The organism is Enterococcus sp. HMSC076E04 (assembly GCF_001814285.1).
Taxonomy (GTDB): domain Bacteria; phylum Bacillota; class Bacilli; order Lactobacillales; family Enterococcaceae; genus Enterococcus_B; species Enterococcus_B lactis.
In genome coordinates, this window is record NZ_KV815575.1 from 1 (window position 1) to 22,182 (window position 22,182).

The 22,182-nt window shown below is 39.6% G+C and carries 20 protein-coding genes and 1 riboswitch; of the genes, 12 read left to right on the forward strand and 8 right to left on the reverse strand.

Annotated features, from left to right (window positions below):
• Nucleotides 1-175: 175 nt before the first annotated feature.
• The 4 genes from HMPREF2961_RS02235 to HMPREF2961_RS02250 all read right to left on the reverse strand — a co-directional run bounded on the left by HMPREF2961_RS02235 (nt 176) and on the right by HMPREF2961_RS02250 (nt 4,902).
• Nucleotides 176-1,525, reverse strand: a complete 1,350-nt coding sequence (locus HMPREF2961_RS02235; protein ID WP_002293445.1) for an amino acid permease — start codon at nt 1,523-1,525, stop codon at nt 176-178.
• A gap of 167 nt (nt 1,526-1,692) precedes the next feature.
• Entirely contained in the window at nt 1,693-2,433 is a 741-nt protein-coding gene (locus HMPREF2961_RS02240) for an amino acid ABC transporter ATP-binding protein (protein WP_002293446.1), read from the reverse strand.
• A 12-nt stretch (nt 2,434-2,445) separates the two neighbouring features.
• Complete coding sequence (locus HMPREF2961_RS02245) at nt 2,446-4,038, reverse strand: ABC transporter permease subunit (protein WP_002329735.1); 1,593 nt, start codon at nt 4,036-4,038, stop codon at nt 2,446-2,448.
• Nucleotides 4,039-4,175: 137 nt separating this feature from the next.
• Nucleotides 4,176-4,350: riboswitch (Lysine riboswitch) on the reverse strand.
• A 255-nt stretch (nt 4,351-4,605) separates the two neighbouring features.
• Nucleotides 4,606-4,902, reverse strand: coding sequence for a hypothetical protein (locus HMPREF2961_RS02250; RefSeq protein ID WP_002293448.1), 297 nt, complete (start codon nt 4,900-4,902; stop codon nt 4,606-4,608).
• A 175-nt stretch (nt 4,903-5,077) separates the two neighbouring features.
• Between HMPREF2961_RS02250 and HMPREF2961_RS02255 the strand changes: the two genes are divergently transcribed.
• From HMPREF2961_RS02255 to HMPREF2961_RS02270, 4 genes are all read left to right on the forward strand, one after another.
• Complete coding sequence (locus HMPREF2961_RS02255; protein ID WP_002315553.1) at nt 5,078-5,803, forward strand: NAD-dependent protein deacylase; 726 nt, start codon at nt 5,078-5,080, stop codon at nt 5,801-5,803.
• The gene (locus tag HMPREF2961_RS02260) at nt 5,796-6,638 is read left to right on the forward strand and encodes a chorismate mutase (RefSeq protein WP_025477291.1); all 843 of its coding nucleotides are present in this window, start codon (nt 5,796-5,798) and stop codon (nt 6,636-6,638) included. Before HMPREF2961_RS02255 ends, HMPREF2961_RS02260 begins: the two co-directional genes overlap by 8 nt.
• A gap of 2 nt (nt 6,639-6,640) precedes the next feature.
• Entirely contained in the window at nt 6,641-7,162 is a 522-nt protein-coding gene (locus HMPREF2961_RS02265) for a transcription repressor NadR (protein ID WP_002341084.1), read from the forward strand.
• A 140-nt stretch (nt 7,163-7,302) separates the two neighbouring features.
• Nucleotides 7,303-8,826 (forward strand): hypothetical protein, encoded by a 1,524-nt coding sequence (locus tag HMPREF2961_RS02270; protein ID WP_070703893.1) that lies wholly within the window; start codon nt 7,303-7,305, stop codon nt 8,824-8,826.
• 118 nt (nt 8,827-8,944) lie between these two features.
• Here HMPREF2961_RS02270 and def read toward each other — a convergent pair whose 3' ends face one another.
• Nucleotides 8,945-9,508: a peptide deformylase gene (gene def / locus HMPREF2961_RS02275; RefSeq protein WP_002293455.1), complete on the reverse strand. Its 564-nt coding sequence runs from the start codon at nt 9,506-9,508 to the stop codon at nt 8,945-8,947.
• 249 nt (nt 9,509-9,757) lie between these two features.
• Here def and rpsO point away from each other — a divergent pair, with 249 nt between their 5' ends.
• From rpsO to HMPREF2961_RS02300, 5 genes are all read left to right on the forward strand, one after another.
• A complete protein-coding gene (rpsO, locus tag HMPREF2961_RS02280) occupies nt 9,758-10,027 on the forward strand; it encodes a 30S ribosomal protein S15 (protein ID WP_002289282.1) in 270 nt (89 codons plus the stop codon).
• 187 nt (nt 10,028-10,214) lie between these two features.
• Nucleotides 10,215-12,341, forward strand: coding sequence for a polyribonucleotide nucleotidyltransferase (pnp, locus tag HMPREF2961_RS02285; protein ID WP_002309766.1), 2,127 nt, complete (start codon nt 10,215-10,217; stop codon nt 12,339-12,341).
• Nucleotides 12,342-12,664: 323 nt separating this feature from the next.
• Nucleotides 12,665-12,931, forward strand: coding sequence for a GlsB/YeaQ/YmgE family stress response membrane protein (locus HMPREF2961_RS02290; protein WP_002293441.1), 267 nt, complete (start codon nt 12,665-12,667; stop codon nt 12,929-12,931).
• Nucleotides 12,932-13,074: 143 nt separating this feature from the next.
• Entirely contained in the window at nt 13,075-15,066 is a 1,992-nt protein-coding gene (locus HMPREF2961_RS02295) for a KUP/HAK/KT family potassium transporter (RefSeq protein WP_002315557.1), read from the forward strand.
• Nucleotides 15,067-15,282: 216 nt separating this feature from the next.
• A complete protein-coding gene (locus tag HMPREF2961_RS02300) occupies nt 15,283-16,584 on the forward strand; it encodes a hemolysin family protein (RefSeq protein ID WP_002315558.1) in 1,302 nt (433 codons plus the stop codon).
• A gap of 128 nt (nt 16,585-16,712) precedes the next feature.
• Here the strand turns inward: HMPREF2961_RS02300 and HMPREF2961_RS02305 are convergent, their stop codons facing one another.
• The 3 genes from HMPREF2961_RS02305 to HMPREF2961_RS02315 form a co-directional block, all read right to left on the reverse strand.
• A complete protein-coding gene (locus tag HMPREF2961_RS02305) occupies nt 16,713-18,083 on the reverse strand; it encodes an MATE family efflux transporter (RefSeq protein WP_002293436.1) in 1,371 nt (456 codons plus the stop codon).
• A 180-nt stretch (nt 18,084-18,263) separates the two neighbouring features.
• On the reverse strand, nt 18,264-18,587 hold the full coding sequence (locus HMPREF2961_RS02310; protein ID WP_002289744.1) for a DUF960 domain-containing protein: 324 nt from the start codon (nt 18,585-18,587) through the stop codon (nt 18,264-18,266).
• 325 nt (nt 18,588-18,912) lie between these two features.
• A complete protein-coding gene (locus HMPREF2961_RS02315) occupies nt 18,913-19,521 on the reverse strand; it encodes a 50S ribosomal protein L25/general stress protein Ctc (RefSeq protein ID WP_002315560.1) in 609 nt (202 codons plus the stop codon).
• Between the two features lie 328 nt (nt 19,522-19,849).
• Between HMPREF2961_RS02315 and HMPREF2961_RS02320 the strand changes: the two genes are divergently transcribed.
• The 3 genes from HMPREF2961_RS02320 to udk all read left to right on the forward strand — a co-directional run bounded on the left by HMPREF2961_RS02320 (nt 19,850) and on the right by udk (nt 21,987).
• Nucleotides 19,850-20,566, forward strand: coding sequence for a 16S rRNA pseudouridine(516) synthase (locus HMPREF2961_RS02320; RefSeq protein ID WP_002315561.1), 717 nt, complete (start codon nt 19,850-19,852; stop codon nt 20,564-20,566).
• A gap of 12 nt (nt 20,567-20,578) precedes the next feature.
• Nucleotides 20,579-21,274, forward strand: a complete 696-nt coding sequence (locus HMPREF2961_RS02325; protein WP_002315562.1) for a YjjG family noncanonical pyrimidine nucleotidase — start codon at nt 20,579-20,581, stop codon at nt 21,272-21,274.
• Nucleotides 21,275-21,357: 83 nt separating this feature from the next.
• Nucleotides 21,358-21,987 carry a uridine kinase gene (gene udk / locus HMPREF2961_RS02330; RefSeq protein WP_002289751.1) on the forward strand — a complete coding sequence of 210 codons (630 nt, stop codon included), beginning with the start codon at nt 21,358-21,360 and terminating at the stop codon, nt 21,985-21,987.
• The last annotated feature ends 195 nt before the right edge of the window (nt 21,988-22,182 follow it).

Genomic DNA, 22,182 nt, shown 5'->3' on the forward strand with positions numbered 1-22,182 from the left:
TCACAAAATTTTTCTTACTACTCGAAACTAAGCGTCTTTTTCACAACCTCTGGTTCACGGTGTTCCAGAAGTAGCTTCTTTGAAATAAGCTGAAATTTCACAAAAATTTAAGAAGCAATTTTCGTCAATTCCTTCTTATTTCTTGAAGCTGACCACTTCTGTCACAGCCTCTTTCTTACTTCTTACGTTCATATTTCATATGATAGATCAGTAATAGAAGCAAGAACCACACAGGTGTCAGTAATAAAGCGATTCTCGTATCTTTTCCTAGGAACAAGACGACACACACAAAGGCCATATAAAGAAAGACCAAATAATTACTCAATGGATACAGCGGCATTTTAAATGAATGTGCTTTTTTGCCGATGATACTTTTACGATATTTCATATGCGTGTAGACAAGCATACTCCAAATAAACAAGAAACAAGTAGTGGCAATACTGCTTACGAGTGTGAATACTTCACTAGGCATCACGTAATTCAAGATAACCGAAATGAAAATAACGATCGTAGAAAATGTCAAAGCATTTCCTGGAACATGATGTGTTGTTAACTTCTTGAATTTTTTAGGAGCACTGCCTTCTTGTGCTAAAGAACGAAGCATACGTCCTGTACTGTATATGGCGCTGTTGCAGGCAGAAGCTGCTGCACTTAATACGACTAGATTGATCAAGGATGCAGCAATCGTGATCCCAATTTCCGAAAATACCTCTACAAATGGACTATTATCTGGATTCAAGCTATTCCATGGATAGATGGCCATAATGACAAAAAGAGAACCTAAGTAAAATAAGATGATCCTGATAGGAATATTATTGATAGCTTCCGGCAATACTTTTTCAGGATTTTCTGTTTCCCCAGCGACTAATCCAACTAATTCGATCCCAGCAAAAGCAAAGGTCACCATTTGAAAAGCCAAGATGAATCCTTTGGCACCAGTCGGAAAGAATCCGCCATGAGACCATAGATTCGTGATGCTGGCTGTGCCAATATCTGTCGTATAGTGGGTAAGGATCATATAAGCACCTACGAGGATAAAGGCAATGATCGCTACAACCTTGATCAAGGCAAACCAAAACTCTAACTCACCAAACAACGAGACAGCCACCATATTCAAGCAAAGAAGAAGACCTAATGCAATCAGTTCGGGAAGCCACTGAGGAACACCAGGTGCCCAGTAGCGAACATACATCCCGATGGCTGTTAAATCTGCCATTGCAATCGATACCCAGCAGAACCAATACGTCCAACCAGTAATGAAAGCCGCTTTTTTACCAAGATATTCTGCAACAAAATCCAGAAAAGAATGGTTATTAGTGTTTGATAACAGAAGTTCGCCTAACGCACGCATAATGAAAAAACAGATGCATCCAGTGATGAGATAGGCGAGCAATATCGAAGGGCCAGCTAGCTGGATAGACTTTCCGGAACCTAAAAACAGCCCCGTTCCAATTGCTCCGCCAATAGAAATCAGTTGGACATGTCTATTTTTCAGTCCACGCTGCAGTTCTTGCTCTTCATTCATTTTTAAATCATCCTAACTAAAAAAGTTTAATTACTTCCATATTAAGAGAGTTTTCTGAAAAACACAACTAAGATTCCAAAATTTTCAGAAATTTACCTTTTATGAGTAGGCGCAAAAAAAGAACTGCGGTAAACACCGCAGCTCTCTGTCCCAATCAGCGATTGATCCTAAGCATTTAAAATACGTGAAAGGAACTCTTTTGTACGTTCTTCTTTCGGATGGACAAAGATATCTTCTGGTGTACCTTCTTCTGCAATCACACCTTTATCCATAAAAATGACACGGTCAGATACATCTTTTGCAAATTCCATCTCATGCGTCACGATAAGCATCGTCAAGCCAGTATGTGCTAAGTCTTTGATCGTATTAAGCACTTCACCAACCATTTCAGGGTCTAACGCCGAAGTAGGTTCATCGAATAACAATACATCTGGATTCATCGATAATGCTCGAGCAATTGCGACACGCTGCTTCTGCCCGCCAGACAATTGTGCTGGTTTAGCTTCGACATAACGATCCATACCAACTTTTTCCAGATTTTCGATTGCTACTTTTTTGGCAGTTTCTTTATCTCGTTTCAGGACAGTTGTTTGTCCAGACATACAGTTTTCCAAGACGTTCATATTATTGAAGAGATTGAAGGATTGGAAAACCATACCTAGATTCGTTCGATATTTAGGTAAATTATATTTAGGAGCTAATACATTTTCTCCATTATAAATGATCTCGCCGCCTGTTGGTTTTTCTAGTAAATTGATACAGCGCAAGAAAGTAGATTTACCAGAACCAGAAGAACCGATGATCGTCACAACTTCGCCTTTGTTGACTGTCACGCTGATATCTTTCAATACTTCATTTTCACCGAAGCTTTTTCTTAGATGGTTGATTTCAATAATTTTTTCACTCATGATTCTTCCTCCTTATTCCTGCAAATTTGAATTGTCGATTTCTTCAAGCTTTGTGTAAGCAGAAGGGCCATCGATTTTCTTTTCTACCGCACGCAGGATTCTGGTGATCGTAAAGGTCATGACTAAGTAGATGATCCCGACGATCGTAAATGTTTGGAAGAATTGGAAATTCGCACCGGAAGCAGAGTTCCCTTGGAAGAACAAATCAGCTACGCCGATTACACTTAAAACGGCTGTATCTTTGATATTGATAACAAATTCATTCCCCGTTGCCGGCAAGATATTCCGTAAAACTTGTGGAATAACAACTTTTCTCATCGTTTGGCCATGGGTCATACCAATGGCTTGCGCAGCTTCGAACTGTCCTTCATCTACTGCAAAAATCCCCCCACGGACGATCTCTGTCATGTAAGCTCCAGTATTGAGAGAGACGATAAACAAAGCGGCAATCGTTCGATTCAACGAAATACCAAAAGCGAGTGCCAGACCGTAGAAGATGACCATTGCTTGTACCATCATCGGTGTTCCGCGGAATATTTCGACATAGATAGAAAGAAGTGCATTTCCGATTTTTTGGAAGAAGCGAGTCAGTGCATTTCCTGATTCAGGTACCGAACGGAAGACACCAATCAGTAATCCAAGTGTGGTACCGACAACTGTCCCGATCAATGCGATGAACAAGGTAAGTCCAGCACCTCGTAAGAACATATTGCCGTATTGTTTCCAAATCGTAGTGAAGTCAGAAATGATGCCGGTTTTTTCTTCACTATCAGTTGCAGCAGGCTGATCTTTGACTGCTTGGTCCATGATTTTTGTTCGTTCATCGTTAGAGATGCCAGAAAGAATCTGGTTTACTTTTTGGATATCCGGGTCGCCTTTACGCATACCAACAGAAATCTGAACATCTTCCGGGTTTGTCTGGAAGCCATCTGCACCGCTGAATTCGAGCATCTCCAAGTCTTTGTTCACACTAGTTGCCGTTACACCTTCCGGACGTTCGCTGACATAACCATCGATCATTCCAGAAGCTAACGCTGTTCTCATGGCTGAGAAATTATCCATTGCTTGTTGTTTCTGCACATCCGGTATCTGATCGATCACAGTATAATGGAAGGTATTTAACTGAGCAGTGATCTTTGCTCCAGAAAGATCTGCTAAACTTTTTGCCTTTGCGTATTTGCCATCTTTCTGGACTACTACTACTAATTGGGATTCATAATAAGGATCGGTAAAATCAATTTCTTTTCGTCGTTCAGCAGTAGGGCTCATTCCGGCGATGATCGCATCGATCTTGCCTGATTGAAGAGCAGGAGCCAGACCATCCCATTTTGTTTGGACGATGACTAATTTTTTCCCTAAACCATCTGCTACTTTTTTAGCGATTTGAACATCATAACCGCCGGCGTAACTATTTTGGCCTTGGATTGGCAAGGCGTTATTCTCATCTGTTTGTTGAGACCAGTTGAAGGGTGCATACCCAGCCTCCATACCTACGCGAAACTCATCGCTCGGTGTTTTTTCATCTGCATTTGCCAGAGACCCCACACTGAATAGTGAGAAGACAAAAGCAAATAGTACGGCAACTGAAACCATATTTTTTTTCATTTTTTTCTCCCTTTCTGATTATATGATACACGAGCGGTCTAGATGAAATGCGGTAAAGCTTTATCTGAAAAAATAAAAAGCGACCGATTTATAGATATAAAAAGGCCGCTAAAATTCCATAAGGTGATAAACCTCTCACAAAACATAGCGCAACTTAGCATCACTGCTAAGACAGTCCGCAAGCTCTTAACTTGCGTCCCAACATACACTTCAAGCAAAAAAGTGTACATTTCGGCGATCCTCCCTATTCCTGCTTCTCCATGTTTGCTTCACTCCACAGGGTTAATGATTCTCGCGACCTCTACCTCATTGATTGAGGCATCTCGTATTCAGTTATTTATACAAAAAAAGTTTACGATACTCGAGAGGCTTTGTCAATCTATAACTGCTGTTTTTTGAAAAAATACTGATAAATATAGAAAACTTTACTTTTACCGAAAAAACAATCACAATGTGAATCATCTATCCATTACAAACAATAGTATAATTATACACAAAAATGTATGTAACACAATAAAAAAAGAACTGAAACAGAAAATTTTCTGCATCCAGTTCCACCTCGATTATTTAAGCAGCCGCTTTCTTTGGCTCGCGTCCTAGGATCGCTTGCAAAAGAACAACGACACCGTAAATGGCTAATATTAGATAAATCAAACTTGAGTATTGAGTGATTCCCCAGCCCCATGTTCGATAAACGGCTAATGTAATGGCTAAAACAATGGCGGCAATCACGTTGAATAAAGCAAAAGCCCAAAGATTTCCATTTTCTTTGCGTACAAGGTAAAAAACAGAGAAATAAACACTTAACGCTAACCAGGCGATGCAAGCCAGAATAACGCCCCAGTAAATAAAGAATGGTAACATATCGATTCACCTCACTTTTATACAGCAGTATTGTAACACGTTTTCATTCTTTTGTCAGTGAGGATTGTGATAAATTGTTCAAATGTACCTCACACTTTTTTATTCCTATTTTTCACACTTTTCAACAATAAATTTGTTGGAGTATGGGCTATAATGGAAAGTGAGGTGACAAAACATGAAACAAGGAACAGTAGACGAAGCAGCAAAAGAGATATTGACTCATCAGAAAATCACGTTTTTGACCGGTGCTGGGGTATCCACACCTTCTGGAGTGCCAGATTATCGATCACTGACAGGAATCTACCACGGAATGGAACAGCCGGAATACTTGCTGAGTCATCAAGCAATGGTAAATGAACCGGATAAATTCTATCAATTTGTCAAAAAGATTTATCATCCTGAAGCAAAACCAAATATTATTCATTTAGAAATGGCACGTTTAGCGAAAGAAAAAAATGTCTGGGTCGTTTCGCAAAATATCGACGGGTTGCACGCGAAAGCTAAAAGCCCGCAACTCGTCAATTTTCATGGAAGTTTGTATCAATGTCATTGTCGAAAATGTAAGCAAACAGTAGACTGGAAAGAATATCTTCACAGCGACAAACATCAAGCATGCGGCGGACAAATACGCCCGAACATCGTGTTATATGGTGAAGGATTCCAAGATGAAGTCATTGAGCAGGCGGCTTACGCCGTCAGCCAAGCAGAGCTGGTCGTCATTGTTGGAACGAGTTTTCAAGTTCATCCATTTTGTGATCTGGTACAATTTCGCCAACCGTCAGCCAAAATTTTAGTAATCAATCAAACGCCTGTTTATTTAGCGGAACCTTATACGTTTATTCAGGAAGACGGAGCGGTTGTTTTCAAAAAAATACAAGAATTAGGAGTAGACTATGACTGAATTCAAAACAGAAAAAGAAAAAATGATTGCAGGCGAGCTTTATTTTGCCAATGATCCTGAGCTGGTTGCCGACCGTATGTTTGCAAGAAGTCAAAGCCAAATCATCAACCAAGCCGAATCAGCGGAACTGCGATCCCAATTGTTGAAAGAGACATTTGGTCGTACAGGGAAAAAAATCTATATGGAGCCAGTTATCAATTTTGATTACGGATATAATATATTTGTCGGTGAGAATTTCTATGCAAATTTCAACTGTACATTTTTAGATGTCAGCACAATCGAAATCGGTGATAACTGCATGTTCGCTCCCAATGTCCAGCTGTATACGGCAACACATCCATTACATCCAGTGAAACGTAACAGTGGTTTGGAGTACGCAAAACCCATAAAAATCGGTGATAATGTTTGGTTAGGCGGAGGCGTGATCGTCACGCCGGGTGTCACGCTAGGAAACAATGTAGTGGTCGGCGCAGGTTCGGTCGTGACCAAATCTTTCCCCGACAATGTAGTGATTGCAGGAAATCCTGCTCGTATCATCAAGACAGTAGAGGAAGAACCGTTAGAAGAGTCTCTTGAAACATTACGTCAAAAGATCGATACGATCGATCGAGAATTAGTTGCTTTATTAGAAAAAAGAATGGATACAGTAACTAAAATAGGACAAGTAAAAAAAGAAGGAAACCAAGCAGTTTATGATGAAAAAAGAGAGCAGCAAGTATTGGATAAAGTGGCTAAACTGCTGAAAAATAAGGGATACATGGAAACAATAACAGACACATATGTTGATTTGATGAAACACTCGCGCGAATACCAAAACAAAATGAAGGAGGAATAAGTGTGATCGAAGGAGAGGCACGGCGAAAACAAATCATGCAAACCTTGGCAAATACAGAAAAACCAGTGAGTGCTAGCAAGTTTGCGAAAACTTTTGGAGTCAGCCGTCAGATTATTGTCGGTGATATTGCTTTACTACGAGCGGCAGGTAAAAGTATCGTGGCAACAGCAAGAGGTTATATCCTTGAAACAGAAGAAACCAATACTGGACATATCAGTAAAATCGCGGTCCAGCATGGAAAAGATCAAACAGAAGAAGAGTTGAGACTCATCGTTGAAAATGGCGGTGAAATCATTGATGTGATCGTAGAACATCCGCTTTACGGTGAACTAACAGGCACGTTGCACATTAAAACGCCACAAGACATCGATTCATTTATGAGACGTTATCAAAAAAGCAATGCTTCTTTATTATCCGAACTCACAGGAGGAATCCATCTGCATACGATCCGCTACCCAGAAAAGCATATGCTGAAAACAATCAAGCAAAAACTAGCTGAAGCAGGTATCTTGTACGAAGGATGACAAGCTCCATAAAAAAATAACACCGAAGAACTGGCGGAATTTAAACGCCAGTTTTTTTATTTCCAAGAAAAAGCAGTTCTTTTTGTTTAAGTAAACTGTTCTATACTTTTTAACAAGTCAGAAAAAAGGAGATGTTCAAGATGGACACTGATAAACAGAAAGAACAAAAAATCAGTTTATATATTGACAAAGGATTGGAATTTGATCAGTACAAAGAAAAACATTACACTAATTATTTAACTGCTATAACAGATACTGTGTTTAAGCATGCACCACAGATTTCTGATAAGAACATTCAACAGCAATTCTTTGAAAACTTTACGGCATATCTTTCCCCTGAAACAAAAGAATGGGCTTTATGGGAGGATTTCCAAAAGGTTAGCAGAAAGTTTGAAGAACTTAAATTAGAGAATATCTGTAAAAATCTGAATATAACTTTTGATAGTGAATCAATTGATTCTGAAAAGAAAAAATTCGATGATTATTTGTACAACTTGAGAGGACAAATAGCCGTGGAAGTAGCGAAAGCAAGTCCGGTGATTGAGTTGAACCTTTACTATGATCCAGAATTTTTACATGCAATGGATGCAGCTGATGGTGGTGTGGATGCTACTGAATTAATAATGATAGTAGAAGATTGGCAAGAAAGTGTGTACGAGATGGAATGTAACATTGCTAATGGAGTGGAAGGAAGCTACTCTAGTCAAGTACTCCGATATGTATATCACAACAATGAAGGATTAGAGGGGAAGATTTATTTATATAACGAGCAAAAAGAGTTCGTTGAAAAGATGCCTTGGGAAAGAGACGAAGATCTTGCTACGGTGTGGCAAGAGGAATGTCAAACAACGTGTCTTACACTAGCTCCAACTCAAGTAGCTAAGAAGGAACCCACCCAACAACTAAAAGACCTATCCAATGAGCAAAAACATTCAGTGATCACTCGGCAACAAGAGGCTTCTGATACAAAGGCAGAACGTGAGACTCCGCTGGAAAACATCAATTTTGCTACATCAGAACAGACAAAGCCTTTCTCGAAAGAAAGAGATGAAAGCATAGACAAGAAAGATGATAAAAAGATGTATATGGATAGGAACCCTGAATTATGGAAAACATGTGTCAAAGACTTTGGCATGGACCTAAGACCAGTGGAACAGTTGACTCAGCCGAAAGGGTTACATCCAAACAAGTCAGCGCAACTAACTGATTTAGCTTCTCGCCATCACCAAAAGCCGCTGTCAGATTTCATAACAGCAACTAATGTACAACATAAAGCGGATGATCAATCAAACAATCGGCAACCAAATAGTCCAACAAAACAAAACGTGCGTATGAATACACGAACAGAAAAACCGTTGGTAAAAGTAGATTCTTGGGAAAACAGAAAGGGATTGAAGCAAGAGACCGATAAAAATCAAGGGAAGAAGCGAGTGGGACAGTTAATAAAGTCATGGGAAAATCGGCAAGACAGTAACTCAGGACAGGTTCTAGACAATCGCACCCAAACAACGGGCATAGCAACACTAAATTCAAGAAAACAGAGGTTAAACCAACTCCAAGAAGGCGCAACGAAACATAAAAGCTATCTTTTAGGAGATAAAAAACATATAATCCCCAATAAAAATTTATCTCTATCCAAGACACAGCCGTATGCTGAATTTTGATTTTAGTAATTTTGATTTCAGTCAGTGACAAAACATAAAAAGGGAAGTGACGATTTTCTGTCACTTCCCTTTTATAAAGCTTTCTTATGCCATAGAATCGAAGGATCAATCCAAGTCTCTACTCGATCACCAATACGCCTTCTTTTAATGCAAATGGATTTTGATCGTTGATGTGGTCATAGAACATCACACCGTTGATATGGTCGATTTCATGTTGAACGACGATCGATTCATAATTCTTCAAACGAATCTTGTGTTTTTCACCATTCATATCATAATAAGACACAGTGATTTTGGCATGGCGAACGACATATCCTGGTACTTCTCGGTCAACAGATAAACAGCCTTCACCTTCCCCTAAACAAGCATCTTGAACAGAATGGCTCAAAATTTTAGGATTATACATAACAGTACTTAGAGAAGGTTCATCTACCTCTGGGTCTGCACTTGGTACGTGAACAGCAATGATTCTTTTAGAAATATCTAATTGAGGTGCAGCTAAGCCAACACCGCCTCGTAAGTGCAATTCTTCAGCTTTGATTGGATCTTGGCTGTTTTTTAAGAACTCAAGCATCTCTTTTCCTAAAGAGATATCTTCTTCGCTTAATGGAAGAGAAACTTCTTCTGCTACTTCGCGTAAGGTCGGATTTCCTTCACGAATGATATCATCCATTGTAATCATGGAATATGTACCCCTTTCTTAAAAGACTATATTCAAGTCTATTTTCGCATTATAGTTTACCACAAAAATGGAAAAGTAGTAGTAAGATTGTTTGAAAACTACTTTTTCTTAATGATTAACCACTTGATTTCCAGCCCGGTTTCAGGTAAAGTATAGCTGTGTGCTCTAGGCGCACGGCCTGCCACTTGGTTAAGCGAATCACCAACGTTTTACTCAGTCGCAGGGGAATAATCGAAAGAGGTGAAAGAAATGGCAATTTCAAAAGAACGCAAGAATGAAATCATCAACGAATATGCTCGCCATGAAGGGGATACTGGTTCTCCAGAAGTACAAATCGCTGTATTAACTGAAGAAATCAACCACTTGAATGAACATGCACGCGTGCACAAAAAAGACCATCATTCATACCGCGGCCTAATGAAAAAAGTTGGTCACCGTCGTAACTTGTTAGCTTACTTACGTAAAACTGACGTTCAACGTTACCGCGAATTGATCAAACGTTTAGGCTTGCGTCGTTAATTTTAGTCAAAAAGAGTGGGATTCACATGAATCTCACTTTTTTTACTCGTATATCAATTAAGCAAAATTCCGTGATCAAGCTAGATGGACTCCTACTAACCAAATGAAAGCTGCTCAAAAAACGGCTTTCAGCAGTTTTCATTTGTTTAGTAGCGTCTTGCTTTCACGAGAAGGAAAAGGAGAAGTTATGTCAGAAAAACAAGTATTCAAAACGACATGGGGCGGCCGTCCCTTACAAATCGAAGTCGGTCAGCTAGCAAAACAAGCAAACGGAGCCGTTTTAGTCCGTTATGGAGATACAGTGGTCTTAAGTGCAGCTGTGGCCTCTAAAGAAGCAAAAGATACAGACTTTTTCCCATTAACGATCAATTATGAAGAAAAAATGTATGCAGCAGGGAAAATCCCTGGAGGTTTCATCAAACGAGAAGGTCGTCCAAGTACAGAAGCAACATTGACTGCCCGTTTGATCGACCGTCCGATTCGCCCAATGTTTGCGGAAGGCTTCCGTAATGAAGTCCAAGTAACGAACATCGTGATGAGTGTAGAAACTGACTGTTCACCAGCTATGGCAGCGATGTTAGGTTCTTCTTTAGCACTATCAATCTCAGATATTCCATTTGATGGTCCAATCGCAGGTGTAGAAGTTGGTCGTGTAAATGGTGAATATGTCTTGAATCCAACGGTAGAGCAAGCAGAACAAACAGATATCGAATTGACTGTTGCTGGTACGAAACAAGCGATCAACATGGTTGAAAGTGGCGCGAAAGAAGTTTCAGAAGAAGACATGCTTGGTGCATTGCTGTTTGGTTTTGACGCTATCAAAGAATTAGTTGCTTTCCAAGAAGAAATCGTTCAAGCAGTAGGAAAAGAAAAAATGGAAGTCACTTTACTGCAAGTTGATGAAGTATTGAAAAAAGAAATCTTTGATGCTTCTTACGCTACAATGAAAGCAGCAGTAATGACCGAAGAAAAACTTGCTCGCGAAGAGAACATTGAGCAAGTGAAACTCGATATTCGTGAAGCTTACGCTGAGAAATTTGCAGGTCACGAAGATGAAGATCACTTATTGAAAGAAGTCAAACAAATCACGGAAGATTTGGAAAAAGATGTCGTACGTGAATTGATTACCATCGATAAAATCCGTCCTGACGGGCGTAAATTGGATGAAATCCGTCCATTGTCATCAGAAGTCAGCTTATTGCCACGTGTACATGGTTCAGGATTGTTCACACGAGGACAAACACAAGCTTTATCTGCTTGTACACTCGCACCTTTAGGAGAACACCAAATCATTGACGGTCTAGGGGTTGAAGTCAGCAAACGATTCATCCACCACTACAATTTCCCTCAATTTTCTGTTGGTTCTACAGGACGTGCAGGATCTCCAGGTCGTCGGGAAATCGGACATGGCGCATTAGGAGAACGTGCATTGGCACAAGTAATCCCTTCAGAAGAAGAATTTCCTTATACGATCCGCTTGGTAGCAGAAGTATTGGAATCAAATGGTTCTTCTTCCCAAGCAAGTATCTGTGCTGGCACGTTAGCATTGATGGATGCAGGGGTACCAATCAAAGCACCTGTTGCCGGTATTGCGATGGGACTTGTTTCTGATGGTGAGAACTATACGATCTTAACAGATATCCAAGGGTTGGAAGATCATCTTGGCGATATGGACTTTAAGGTTGCCGGTACAAAAGATGGGATCACTGCTTTGCAGATGGATATCAAGATCCAAGGAATCACAGAACAAATCCTAACTGAAGCATTGACGCAAGCAAAACAAGCACGTATGGAAATCTTAGAAGAATTGACTTCAACGATTGCTGCTCCACGTGAAGAATTAAGCCAATATGCACCAAAAATCGAAATGATCCAGATCGAACCTGCTAAAATCAAAGACGTCATCGGTAAAGGCGGAGACACGATCAATGGAATCATCGATGAAACGGGTGTAAAAATCGATATCGATCAAGATGGAAAAGTAAGTATTGCTTCTGCTGATGCAGAAATGATCAAAAAAGCCATCAAGATCATCGAAGATCTGACAAAAGAAGTCAAAGTCGGTGAAGTTTATCTAGGGAAAGTTGTCCGTATCGAAAAATTCGGTGCATTCGTCAACTTGATCAAAGGAAAAGATGGACTTGTCCATATTTCTCAATTGGCAAACGATCGTGTCAATAAAGTCGAAGATGTTGTTAAGCTAGGTGATGAGATCCTTGTGAAAGTAACTGAAATTGATAAACAAGGACGCGTAAATCTGTCAAGAAAAGCAATGTTGAATGAAGATGGTTCAACGAAAAACGAAGCAAAATAATTTTAATTCTTATGAATATTGTGTCTTGTGATCAAGAAATTGGCAGGAGAACAACAATTATTCGAAAAAAGGGGACTGTGACAAAAAACTGTCACAGTCCTTTTTTGCGAATAAACGGTGTTCCAGAAGTAGCTTCTTCGGAAATAAGCCGAAATTTCACAAAAATTTGAGAAGCAATTTTCGTAAATTCCTTCTTATTTCTTGAAGCTGACCACTTCTGTCACAACCTCTTTTTGCTGAAATTTCTTGGTGCATATTTTTGGAGTCCTTCTAAATAAAGCGTAAAATAAAAGTGAGATAAAGGGACGAAGGAGGGGAAGGCTATGCTGAACTTTTTATGGTCGTTGTTTATCGGCGGTGTGTTAGGTTTGATAGCTGGTGCCATTTTGGGAAAGGAAGTCCCAGGTGGTGTATCTGGAAATATCATTATCGGCTTTTTAGGCAGCTGGCTTGGCGAATTTTTACTAGGGCCGCTTGGACCGGAACTTGGCGGTTTTTATTTGATCCCAGCATTATTGGGTGCAATTTTTTGCCTTGCTCTTTATTCATTTGTGGCAAGACGTATCAGGGAACGACCAAAGAAAGAATAATTTTATTCAAATAAGTTGACACTTCAGTGTGTTACTTGGATAATTAGAAGCAATTTAGGAAAGCGGGTGTCATGGATAAGAATATCGTCTATCATTCAAGCTTACCTAAAGGATATCCATATAACAAGAAATGGGGGGAAAACGTGGCAACAACGCACAATACCAAAAAAATATCAATGGCTGGCCTGCTTGTAGCGATGGGAGTCGTCTACGGAGACATCGGGACAAGTCCGCTTTACGTGATGAAATCGATTGTTGAAGATAATGGCGGATTGACAGGAATCAATCCTGATTTTGTTATCGGATCAGTCTCATTGATTTTTTGGACATTGACTCTACTAACAACGATCAAATATGTCGTGATTGCATTGAATGCAGATAACCATGGGGAAGGTGGAATTTTCTCACTCTACACACTTGTCCGAAAAGGTGGGAAATATTTGATCATTCCTGCAATGATCGGAGGAGCTGCCTTACTAGCGGATGGGGTATTGACCCCTGCTGTGACGGTAACGACTGCGATTGAAGGATTGCGGGGAATTCCGCAGTTTTTTGACCGGTTCGGTAATAACCAGAATGTGATCGTCATTATCACTTTAGTTATTATTTTTGTCTTATTCATGGTCCAACGCTTTGGGACAGATATTGTCGGAAAAGCATTCGGACCAATCATGTTCGCTTGGTTTACTTTTTTAGGAGTAATGGGGTTGCTGAATTTTAGCCAGGATTGGACAGTTATCCGTGCATTAAACCCTTATTACGCAATCCAGCTGCTTTTTAGTGCAGATAACAAACTAGGCTTGTTCATTCTTGGAAATATTTTCTTGGCTACGACAGGTGCAGAGGCGCTTTATTCCGATCTTGGACATGTCGGCAAACGAAATATTCGTTTGAGCTGGCCTTACGTCAAAATTTGTTTGGTTATCAATTATTTTGGGCAGGCTGCATGGTTATTGAATGTTTATCAAAACCCTGAAGCACAGCAAATCAAGAACCTGAATCCATTCTTCCAAATGATGCCTCAAAGTTGGATCGTGATTGGCGTTGCTTTTGCAACAGTTGCTGCGGTGATTGCTTCGCAAGCATTGATTACAGGCTCGTTTACGCTGGTTTCGGAAGCCATCAAGTTGAAACTGCTGCCTCGATTAAAGATCATGTATCCTGGGAACAGTATCGGGCAAATGTATATCCCAGCAGTCAATCTGATTCTATGGATCGCCTGTTCTTTAGTGGTTGTCACATTCCGAACCTCCCATCATATGGAAGCTGCTTATGGTCTGTCGATAACGGTGACCATGTTGATGACGACGGCACTGCTTTACTTTTATCTTATCCAAAATGGGCATTCTCGTTGGTTTGCATATTTAGTTACCTTTTTCTTTGGTGCAATAGAAGTCGTTTTCTTTATCTCAAGTGTCGTCAAATTCTTCCGTGGCGGTTTTGTAGCCGTTCTGATTGGTTTGATCATCTTAGTTGTGATGTTCATTTGGGAACAAGGAAACATCATCCGCGAATCGTCAACTGAGGATGTGTCTTTGAGAGATTATATCCCTCAGCTTAAAGAATTACGTGATGATACTTCTTTACCAATCTATCAGACGAATGTTGTCTTTCTGGTTCCTGATATGGCTGAAGATAAAGTGGGACGACAGTTTATCTATTCGATTTTAGATAAGCGACCTAAAAGAGCACGAGTCTATTGGTTTGTTCATGTGGAAGTGACGGATGAGCCATATACGAAAGAATATCAAGTAGATATGATGGGCACCGACTTTATTGTCCAAGTGAATCTGTTCTTAGGTTTCAGGGTCCAACAGGAAATCAACGTATATGTTCGCCAAGTCATCCATGATTTGATGAAACAAGGCCGTTTGCCAAAACAGCCACAAAGATACTCTCTGACACCAGGACGGGAAGTTGGCGATTTCCAATTTGTCCTGATTGATGAAGTAGTCTCCAATGTGACAACTCTAGGAAAATGGCAGCGTCAAATCATGCAGGCAAAACTGGCAATCAAAAAAATCGCTACCTCGCCAGAAACATGGTTTGGGCTAGAGTACAGTGAAGTAAAACATGAAACTGTTCCGCTTATCATTGGAAATACTCGGAAAACATGGTTGAAAGAGCGATTGTGAAAGTAGCGCTTTGATCTGAATTCAGCTTTTGAATACCGTTTTTATCAGAGATCATGAAAAAGCTGTTTAGCAACAAGTAATGCAATGCTTTTGAGTAAGAAGGAGATGTGGCATTTTTCAGCCACATCTCCTTTTTTATTCCTAATATAAATACGCATTATTTTCAATCTTTTTGTAGAAAAAGGGTACAATAGAAAAAGAGGAAGGCGGGAGAATATGGTTATCAATTTCATTATTTTATTTTTGATGATCGCAATTACTTCATTTTTTGTAGCAAGTGAATTTGCTTTAGTGAAAATCAGACGATCAAAATTGGAACAACTAGAAAAGGAAAACGTGAAGAACGCCAAGCTAGCTCTTCATGTTACACACCATTTAGATAATTATTTATCAGCTAGTCAATTAGGAATTACGCTAACCGGTCTGATCATCGGGTGGGTCGGTGAAGGCTCTGTCGCGGCTCTACTGGAACCAGTGATTGGTAAACTACCTTTCAGTTCGGCTATCAGCAGTACAATCTCTGTGGCGCTAGGATTTATTTTAGTGACGTATATCGATGTGGTTATTGGCGAACTGCTTCCTAAGAGCTATAGTATCGTCAATACGGAGAAGGTCGTCTTGTTCGTAGTCAAACCGCTTCATTATTTTTATAAAGTAATGTTTCCTTTTATTTGGGTATTGAATCATTCGGCGGCGGGTCTAGGAAAGCTTTTAGGTGTGCGCCTCGTATCTGAAGGAGAAGAAACCTTGTCTCAAGAAGAGCTGACATTAGTCGCATTGAATTCTTATGAAAAAGGAGAGTTGACCAAAGAAGAATATCATTATTTGGAAAACGTGTTTGAATTTGATGATACCTTGGCAAAAGATATACAAGTAGATCGTACGTCTATGCAAGTATTCGAAGCTTCAGAAACAGTAAAAGAAGCGATAAAAGCTTCGATCGAGCAAGGACATACTCGCTATCCAGTGATTTTAGAATCCAAAGACAATGTTCTAGGTTATGTTACCTTACCAGATTTGATCAAGCAATCTTATAAAGATGACCAACTGACAGTAGAACATTTGATTGAAGAGCCAATCGTCACAACTGAAACGATCCCTATAAAAAAATTATTGACGATCATGCGAAAAAAAGGAAAACATATTGCTATCTTAAAAGATGAATATGGAGGGACAAGCGGCTTAGTGACGATTGAAGATATTTTAGAAGAAATCGTCGGGGAAATCCGGGATGAGACAGATTTGGACGAAGCGTTGATAGCGGAACAGTCAGATGGCTCTTATATCGTCTCCGGCAAACTAACATTAGATGATTTCCAACGTTATTTTCATGTAGAGATTCCAGAGTTTGAAGAAACGAATTTTACTACACTTGCGGGATTTGCTTCTAGCCGATACAAAGAAATAAACGCAGGAACGATCATTGAGATTGCCTCATTTCGCTTCACGGTATTAGAATACCAGCATGCACATATCGATTATTTCAAAGTAGAGACCATGGAAAGAGAAGCAGAATAAATGAAAAAGGGCTGTGACAAAAAATGTCACAGCCTTTTGTTATCTAAAAAAACTGTTTTCGGTAAACGAAGAAGATATTTTCAATAAAAGTTTTCATTTTTAGCCGCACCGATTTCTTTTAATCAAGGTTACCTTGCTTCGGCATGTTCTAACGTGAAATGCTCCTCTTCACCCATGTGTTTCAATTGTTTCATCGAACGCATGTAAGAGTAAAGCAACACAGCAACAGAGCCGATCCAAGCTAGAGGAGAAGCTGCTGCGGCTCCTGGATACCCCCACATTCCTGTAAGAACGATAGCTGCAAAAGAACGCATAAGCAATTCCATCATACCGGCGATCGTAGGAATCTTGCTTTGTCCAAGACCTTGAAGCGTGTAGCGTAAAATGAACAGGACTGCTAAGATCCAGTAAAGAGACCCATTGATATTGAAGTAGGTTTGTGCTAATTCAAATACATGTGTTTCTGATGGGCTAACAAACAGTTGAACAAAGAAATGTCCAAAGAAAATGACGATAGCACCTGCTAAAAGACTAAATCCGACACTCATCAATAAAGTTTGTCGTACACCTTGCAAGATTCGGCCATATTCCTTTGCACCATAGTTTTGTGCAGTGAAAGTCGCCATTGCGATACCAAATGACATCATCGGTTGATTGGCAAATTGATCAATACGACCAGCAGCGGCTTGAGCAGCCACAACATCTGTCCCTAAGCTATTTAGCGCTGCTTGTAATACGATAGCACCGACAGCGATGATTGAAGACTGGAACGCCATTGGCAAAGCTGCATTTAGATGTACACGAAACTCTTCTTTGTCAAAATTGAAATCTTTTTTGCGTAACTGTAATAAAGGCATCTTTTTCTTGATATACACAAGACACAGTACGCTAGAAGAAACTTGTGCGATTACGGTAGCAATAGCTGCACCTTCCACACCCATACCAAAATAGATAATAAAAATCAAATCAAGTACGACATTGATGATGACCGCAATGATCAGAAAGAATAATGGTGTGCGGCTGTCACCAAGTGCGCGAATGACATTAGAAAGCAAATTGAAACTGACGGATGCAAAGATCCCTAACAAAATAATTGAAATAAATGTTTGTGCTTGATCAATTATTTCAGGAGGAGTTTGCATCAACTGAAGCATCGGACGAATAAACAGGAGACTCAGGACAGTTAAAATCACAGTGACGACAAGACTAATAACAACACTAGCAGCAAAACTTTTCTTCAGACCCCGATAATCTTTTGCACCGTAACGTTGTGCAGTAATAATGGCTAAACCAGCTGTTAACCCTTGGGCAAAACCAATGATCAAAAATGTCAGGCTTCCAGTTGCACCAACCGCTGCCAGCGCATTTTTACCTAGTGTCTGACCCACGATGATCATATCGATCATATTATAAAACTGCTGAAAAACGTTTCCGATCAGTAAAGGAACAGTGAACAGCAAAATCAGTTTAGCGGGGCTTCCTTTTGTTAAATCGCGCATCTTTTAAACTCCTTATATCTTTAAAATTTAGTTAGTAGTATATAGCGTTTATCCTGAGAATACCAATTAGAAATCAATGATAATTGATGAAATTCCATAAAAAGAAGCCAAGAATTGAGTCAAAGAATCAACAACTTGGCCTGGTCTGTAAATAAGGGACATCCACGTTTATCTATCACCTTAATATTGTCTGATCTCACTTGGTAAAAGGATCGTTTCTCTCGTACCGTCATCATAGGCGTATACTTGAGCAGGAAATTGGTTCGAATAGGCAAACGGCAAATCAATATCCATTTCCACATTGCTTCCTGCTTGAGAAAAATGCATCGTCACTTTTCCACGATTTTCGATCAAATCAAAGGTTAATATATTTTCTAATGGAATGACTCCCTTAAGATCTAGGTCAATAATAAACCATATACTGTCAATCAATTCATCTGGCAAACTTGATACTACACCAACTGAAGCGTAACGGTTGCGGCTGCTATCAAAACTTTCAAACATCTGGTTAACCTCCTTCGAATCAACGAATGTTTTTATTTTTATAATCAATCATAGGATAAACTAGAAATACTTACTTTAACGAGGGTTCATTCTAATAAAGAATCAGGAAAAATGCAACAATAATTGAATACTTTTTTTCAAACTATAAATTTTTATAAAGGTACCATAAAAATATGCGAGGGAAAGCTTGGTAAATCAGCATTTTTCGTTTGCAAAGCTATTTACAAAAGCGGAAGCCCCATATGAAAATAAACGATTAGAAATAAAAAAGGCGTGTTAAAAGCTGCTGACCCGCCGCTTCTAACACCACCTGATTGTTTCAGTATTATTCTTCTTTTGAACCGATTACTTCTGGTTCGCCACCTTCACCTGTGCTTTCTTCTTCTTCACTTTGAGCGACTACAGCAGCAATTTGTTCTTCACTGTCGGTCACGAACTTGTAATCGTCGTTTTTTGGAAGATCGGCTACTGTAATAGAATCGCCTAATTCCAAGTTTGTCACGTCGACTTCAATTCGTTCAGGCAATTTGTCTGGTGTAGCAGATACGACTACTGTATACAAGTTTTGAGCTAACACTCCACCCGATTTAACACCAACTGATTCGCCAACAAGAACGACTTCTGTTTCGACTTCTGTTTCTTCCGACATGTTGACAGATAGAAATTCTGCATGTTCGAAATGATTAGTAAAAGTGTTCGTTTGGATCTTATGAACCAATGTATTGACTTTTTGTCCGTCAATGTCCATCGTGATAACTTTGTTTGCTCCATGTTCACGCAGCAATTTGCTTAGTGTCAAACCATCGAATGAGATAGGGGTACTTTCTATTTTATACCCATAAACAACAGCTGGAACTTTCCCTTCATGACGAAGTTTATTTCTTAATGAACGGGGACGTACTTCTCTTTTACTTACTTCTAATGATACTGACATAACCAAAATTCCTCCTTAAAATGTGACTGTCTGCTTTGGTAACGGACAGATTTTATTTAAGTGAATTCTAAAGGCTAATCTCTTGCACATCATCGAAGGCAGGGCGCTTAAAAAAACGCAAAAGGAGAGATGTGCGCATCTCCCCTTAGAAAGTCAGGATTCAACTTTTCTCCACCAGGTCATTACGCTGTGTATGAGAAATCCAATTCACTTTACTCTTTAACCGTAACGCGAACTGCTAGTTAAGTCAAGGAATAACGTTGATGATTTATTTGCAAGCAAACATATTCAAGGTATAATTCTTATTAGTAATAAGAAAGGAAACGGTATGCGCTTAGATAAATTAATAGAAGAAAAATTAGAAACGACACGTAAGGAAATGAAGCGGCTGTTTGCTTTGAAGCAAGTGATGATCGATGGCACAGTCGAATTTCGACAAAATCGAAATGTAGACAGTTTGCTGCATCGGATTGAAGTAGCAGGTGAACATTTAGAAACAAATGAGTCCTACTATCTTCTCAACAAGCCTAAAAAAGCTGTGACTGCTGTGTCAGATCCAGAAAAGACGACGGTAATCGATCTGATTGCAAGTGCCGATCGTTTTCAGCCGCTCTATCCAGTGGGAAGACTGGATAGAGATACAACAGGACTATTGCTGATTACTTCGAATGGCCAATTGGGATATGAAATGCTCCTTCCTGAAAAAAAGGTCTCAAAGACTTATCAAGCAGTGGTGAACGAAAGGGTGACATCAGCAGACGTAGCAGCATTTGAAAAAGGAATCGTATTCGCTGATGGGTACCAATGCCAGTCGGCTAATCTAAAAATACTCAAAGCAGACAAGCACCAAAGTACCGTTTTATTGACGATCCAAGAGGGGAAATTCCATCAAGTCAAAAAGATGTTTTTAGCCCAAGGAAAGAAAGTGATCGCATTGAAGCGGTTAAGCATGGGACCATTGGAATTAGATGAACAGTTGGCAGTAGGCGAGTACCGATCGTTGACGCTAGCAGAGATGAAAAAGTTAAGTATTTATTTTAAATAGGAGATCAAAAAGATGAGATATAACACTTTATTGTTTGATGTTGATGATACATTGCTAGACTTTCAACAAACTGAGGCAAATGCTTTAAGTGCTTTGTTCGCAGAGCAAGGGATCACATTGACACCAGAAATCAAAACGAGCTATAAGGCTTTGAATCATCATTTATGGCAGGAATTTGAAAAGGGCAGACTATCACGAGAAGAAGTAACAGGCAGTCGTTTTGGATTACTCTTCCAGCAATTTGGGAAAACAGTAGATAGTCGCCAAATGGAGAAACGCTATCGTCACTACTTGAATCAAGGACATGATCTTGTTCCGGGAAGTCTAGAACTTCTGAAAAAGCTCCATCCTCACGCCGAACTTTATATTGTAACGAACGGTGTGTCGCATACTCAATATCAGCGTTTAACAGATGCAGGAATGCTTGATTATTTTAAAGATATATTTGTCTCAGAAGCTGTCGGAGCGCAAAAGCCGATGAAAGAATTTTTTGATCATGTATTTTCCCACATTCCTGATCTTGATAAAAAGCAGACGGTGATCATTGGTGATTCACTGACTTCTGATATCAAAGGAGGGAACATGGCAGGGATCGATACGATTTGGTTCAATAAAAACAAATTGCCGGAAATCGAAGAGATCCAACCCACTTATCGAATTGATTCTTTAGAAGAACTTTACTCATTATTGGAAATTGAAAAGGATTAATTTTCAGAAAAATATAGCATTTTCGTGTTTTTTCGCTATAATAGATTAGAATGAAAAAACGGATACGAAAGAGGTTTTAGTCAATGACAAAAAGCAAGCCAATTATCATTGGTGTGACGGGTGGGTCAGGAAGCGGAAAGACAAGTGTCAGCCGTGCGATTTTCAACAACTTCCCGGACCATTCCATCATGATGCTTGAACAAGATTCTTATTATAAGGATCAGAGCCATTTGAGTTTTGAAGAACGATTGAACACAAATTACGATCACCCTTTTGCCTTTGATAATGATCTGCTGATTCAGCATGTAGGCGACTTACTGAACTATAAAGCCATTGAAAAACCCGTGTATGACTATGTAGCGCATACAAGAAGTCAGGCAACGATCATTCAGGAACCAAAAGAAGTGATCATTCTAGAAGGAATCCTGATCTTAGAAGATGAACGTCTGCGTGACTTGATGGATATCAAGGTATACGTAGATACAGACGATGATATTCGTATTATTCGTCGTATCAAACGGGATATGGAAGAACGGGGACGCACATTGGACTCCGTGATCGAGCAATATTTGACAGTTGTTAAACCGATGTATCATCAATTTATCGAACCAACGAAGCGCTATGCGGATATCATTGTTCCAGAAGGCGGAGAAAACCACGTTGCTATTGATTTGATTACAACAAAAGTGGCTAGTTTCTTAAACCATAAATAGTGCGCAGCGAAACAGTTGAACGGACTGCGACCGTTTGAAAAGCAAGGATCCTGCTTTTTGAACAGTCACCAGTCAACTGTTTTTTTATTTATAACAAGAGGTTGTGAAATCAGCGTCTTGACTTGAGTATTAGAGAGAAAAAACGGAAAAATAGTTCCTTATATTTTACCGTTTTTTGAGCTAATACCGAAGGTC

Bases quoted from the DNA above. Each gene is read 5' to 3' on its own strand.
- HMPREF2961_RS02325 (WP_002315562.1), top strand. From the start codon at position 20,579: ATGAGATATAACACTTTATTGTTTGATGTTGATGATACATTGCTAGAC.
- HMPREF2961_RS02250 (WP_002293448.1), bottom strand. From the start codon at position 4,902: ATGTTACCATTCTTTATTTACTGGGGCGTTATTCTGGCTTGCATCGCC.
- HMPREF2961_RS02255 (WP_002315553.1), top strand. From the start codon at position 5,078: ATGAAACAAGGAACAGTAGACGAAGCAGCAAAAGAGATATTGACTCAT.
- def (WP_002293455.1), bottom strand. From the start codon at position 9,508: ATGATTACAATGGATGATATCATTCGTGAAGGAAATCCGACCTTACGC.
- HMPREF2961_RS02290 (WP_002293441.1), top strand. From the start codon at position 12,665: ATGCTGAACTTTTTATGGTCGTTGTTTATCGGCGGTGTGTTAGGTTTG.
- HMPREF2961_RS02245 (WP_002329735.1), bottom strand. From the start codon at position 4,038: ATGAAAAAAAATATGGTTTCAGTTGCCGTACTATTTGCTTTTGTCTTC.
- HMPREF2961_RS02270 (WP_070703893.1), top strand. From the start codon at position 7,303: ATGGACACTGATAAACAGAAAGAACAAAAAATCAGTTTATATATTGAC.
- HMPREF2961_RS02240 (WP_002293446.1), bottom strand. From the start codon at position 2,433: ATGAGTGAAAAAATTATTGAAATCAACCATCTAAGAAAAAGCTTCGGT.
- pnp (WP_002309766.1), top strand. From the start codon at position 10,215: ATGTCAGAAAAACAAGTATTCAAAACGACATGGGGCGGCCGTCCCTTA.
- rpsO (WP_002289282.1), top strand. From the start codon at position 9,758: ATGGCAATTTCAAAAGAACGCAAGAATGAAATCATCAACGAATATGCT.
- HMPREF2961_RS02310 (WP_002289744.1), bottom strand. From the start codon at position 18,587: ATGTTTGAAAGTTTTGATAGCAGCCGCAACCGTTACGCTTCAGTTGGT.
- HMPREF2961_RS02300 (WP_002315558.1), top strand. From the start codon at position 15,283: ATGGTTATCAATTTCATTATTTTATTTTTGATGATCGCAATTACTTCA.
- HMPREF2961_RS02260 (WP_025477291.1), top strand. From the start codon at position 5,796: ATGACTGAATTCAAAACAGAAAAAGAAAAAATGATTGCAGGCGAGCTT.
- HMPREF2961_RS02235 (WP_002293445.1), bottom strand. From the start codon at position 1,525: ATGAATGAAGAGCAAGAACTGCAGCGTGGACTGAAAAATAGACATGTC.
- HMPREF2961_RS02305 (WP_002293436.1), bottom strand. From the start codon at position 18,083: ATGCGCGATTTAACAAAAGGAAGCCCCGCTAAACTGATTTTGCTGTTC.
- udk (WP_002289751.1), top strand. From the start codon at position 21,358: ATGACAAAAAGCAAGCCAATTATCATTGGTGTGACGGGTGGGTCAGGA.
- HMPREF2961_RS02320 (WP_002315561.1), top strand. From the start codon at position 19,850: ATGCGCTTAGATAAATTAATAGAAGAAAAATTAGAAACGACACGTAAG.
- HMPREF2961_RS02315 (WP_002315560.1), bottom strand. From the start codon at position 19,521: ATGTCAGTATCATTAGAAGTAAGTAAAAGAGAAGTACGTCCCCGTTCA.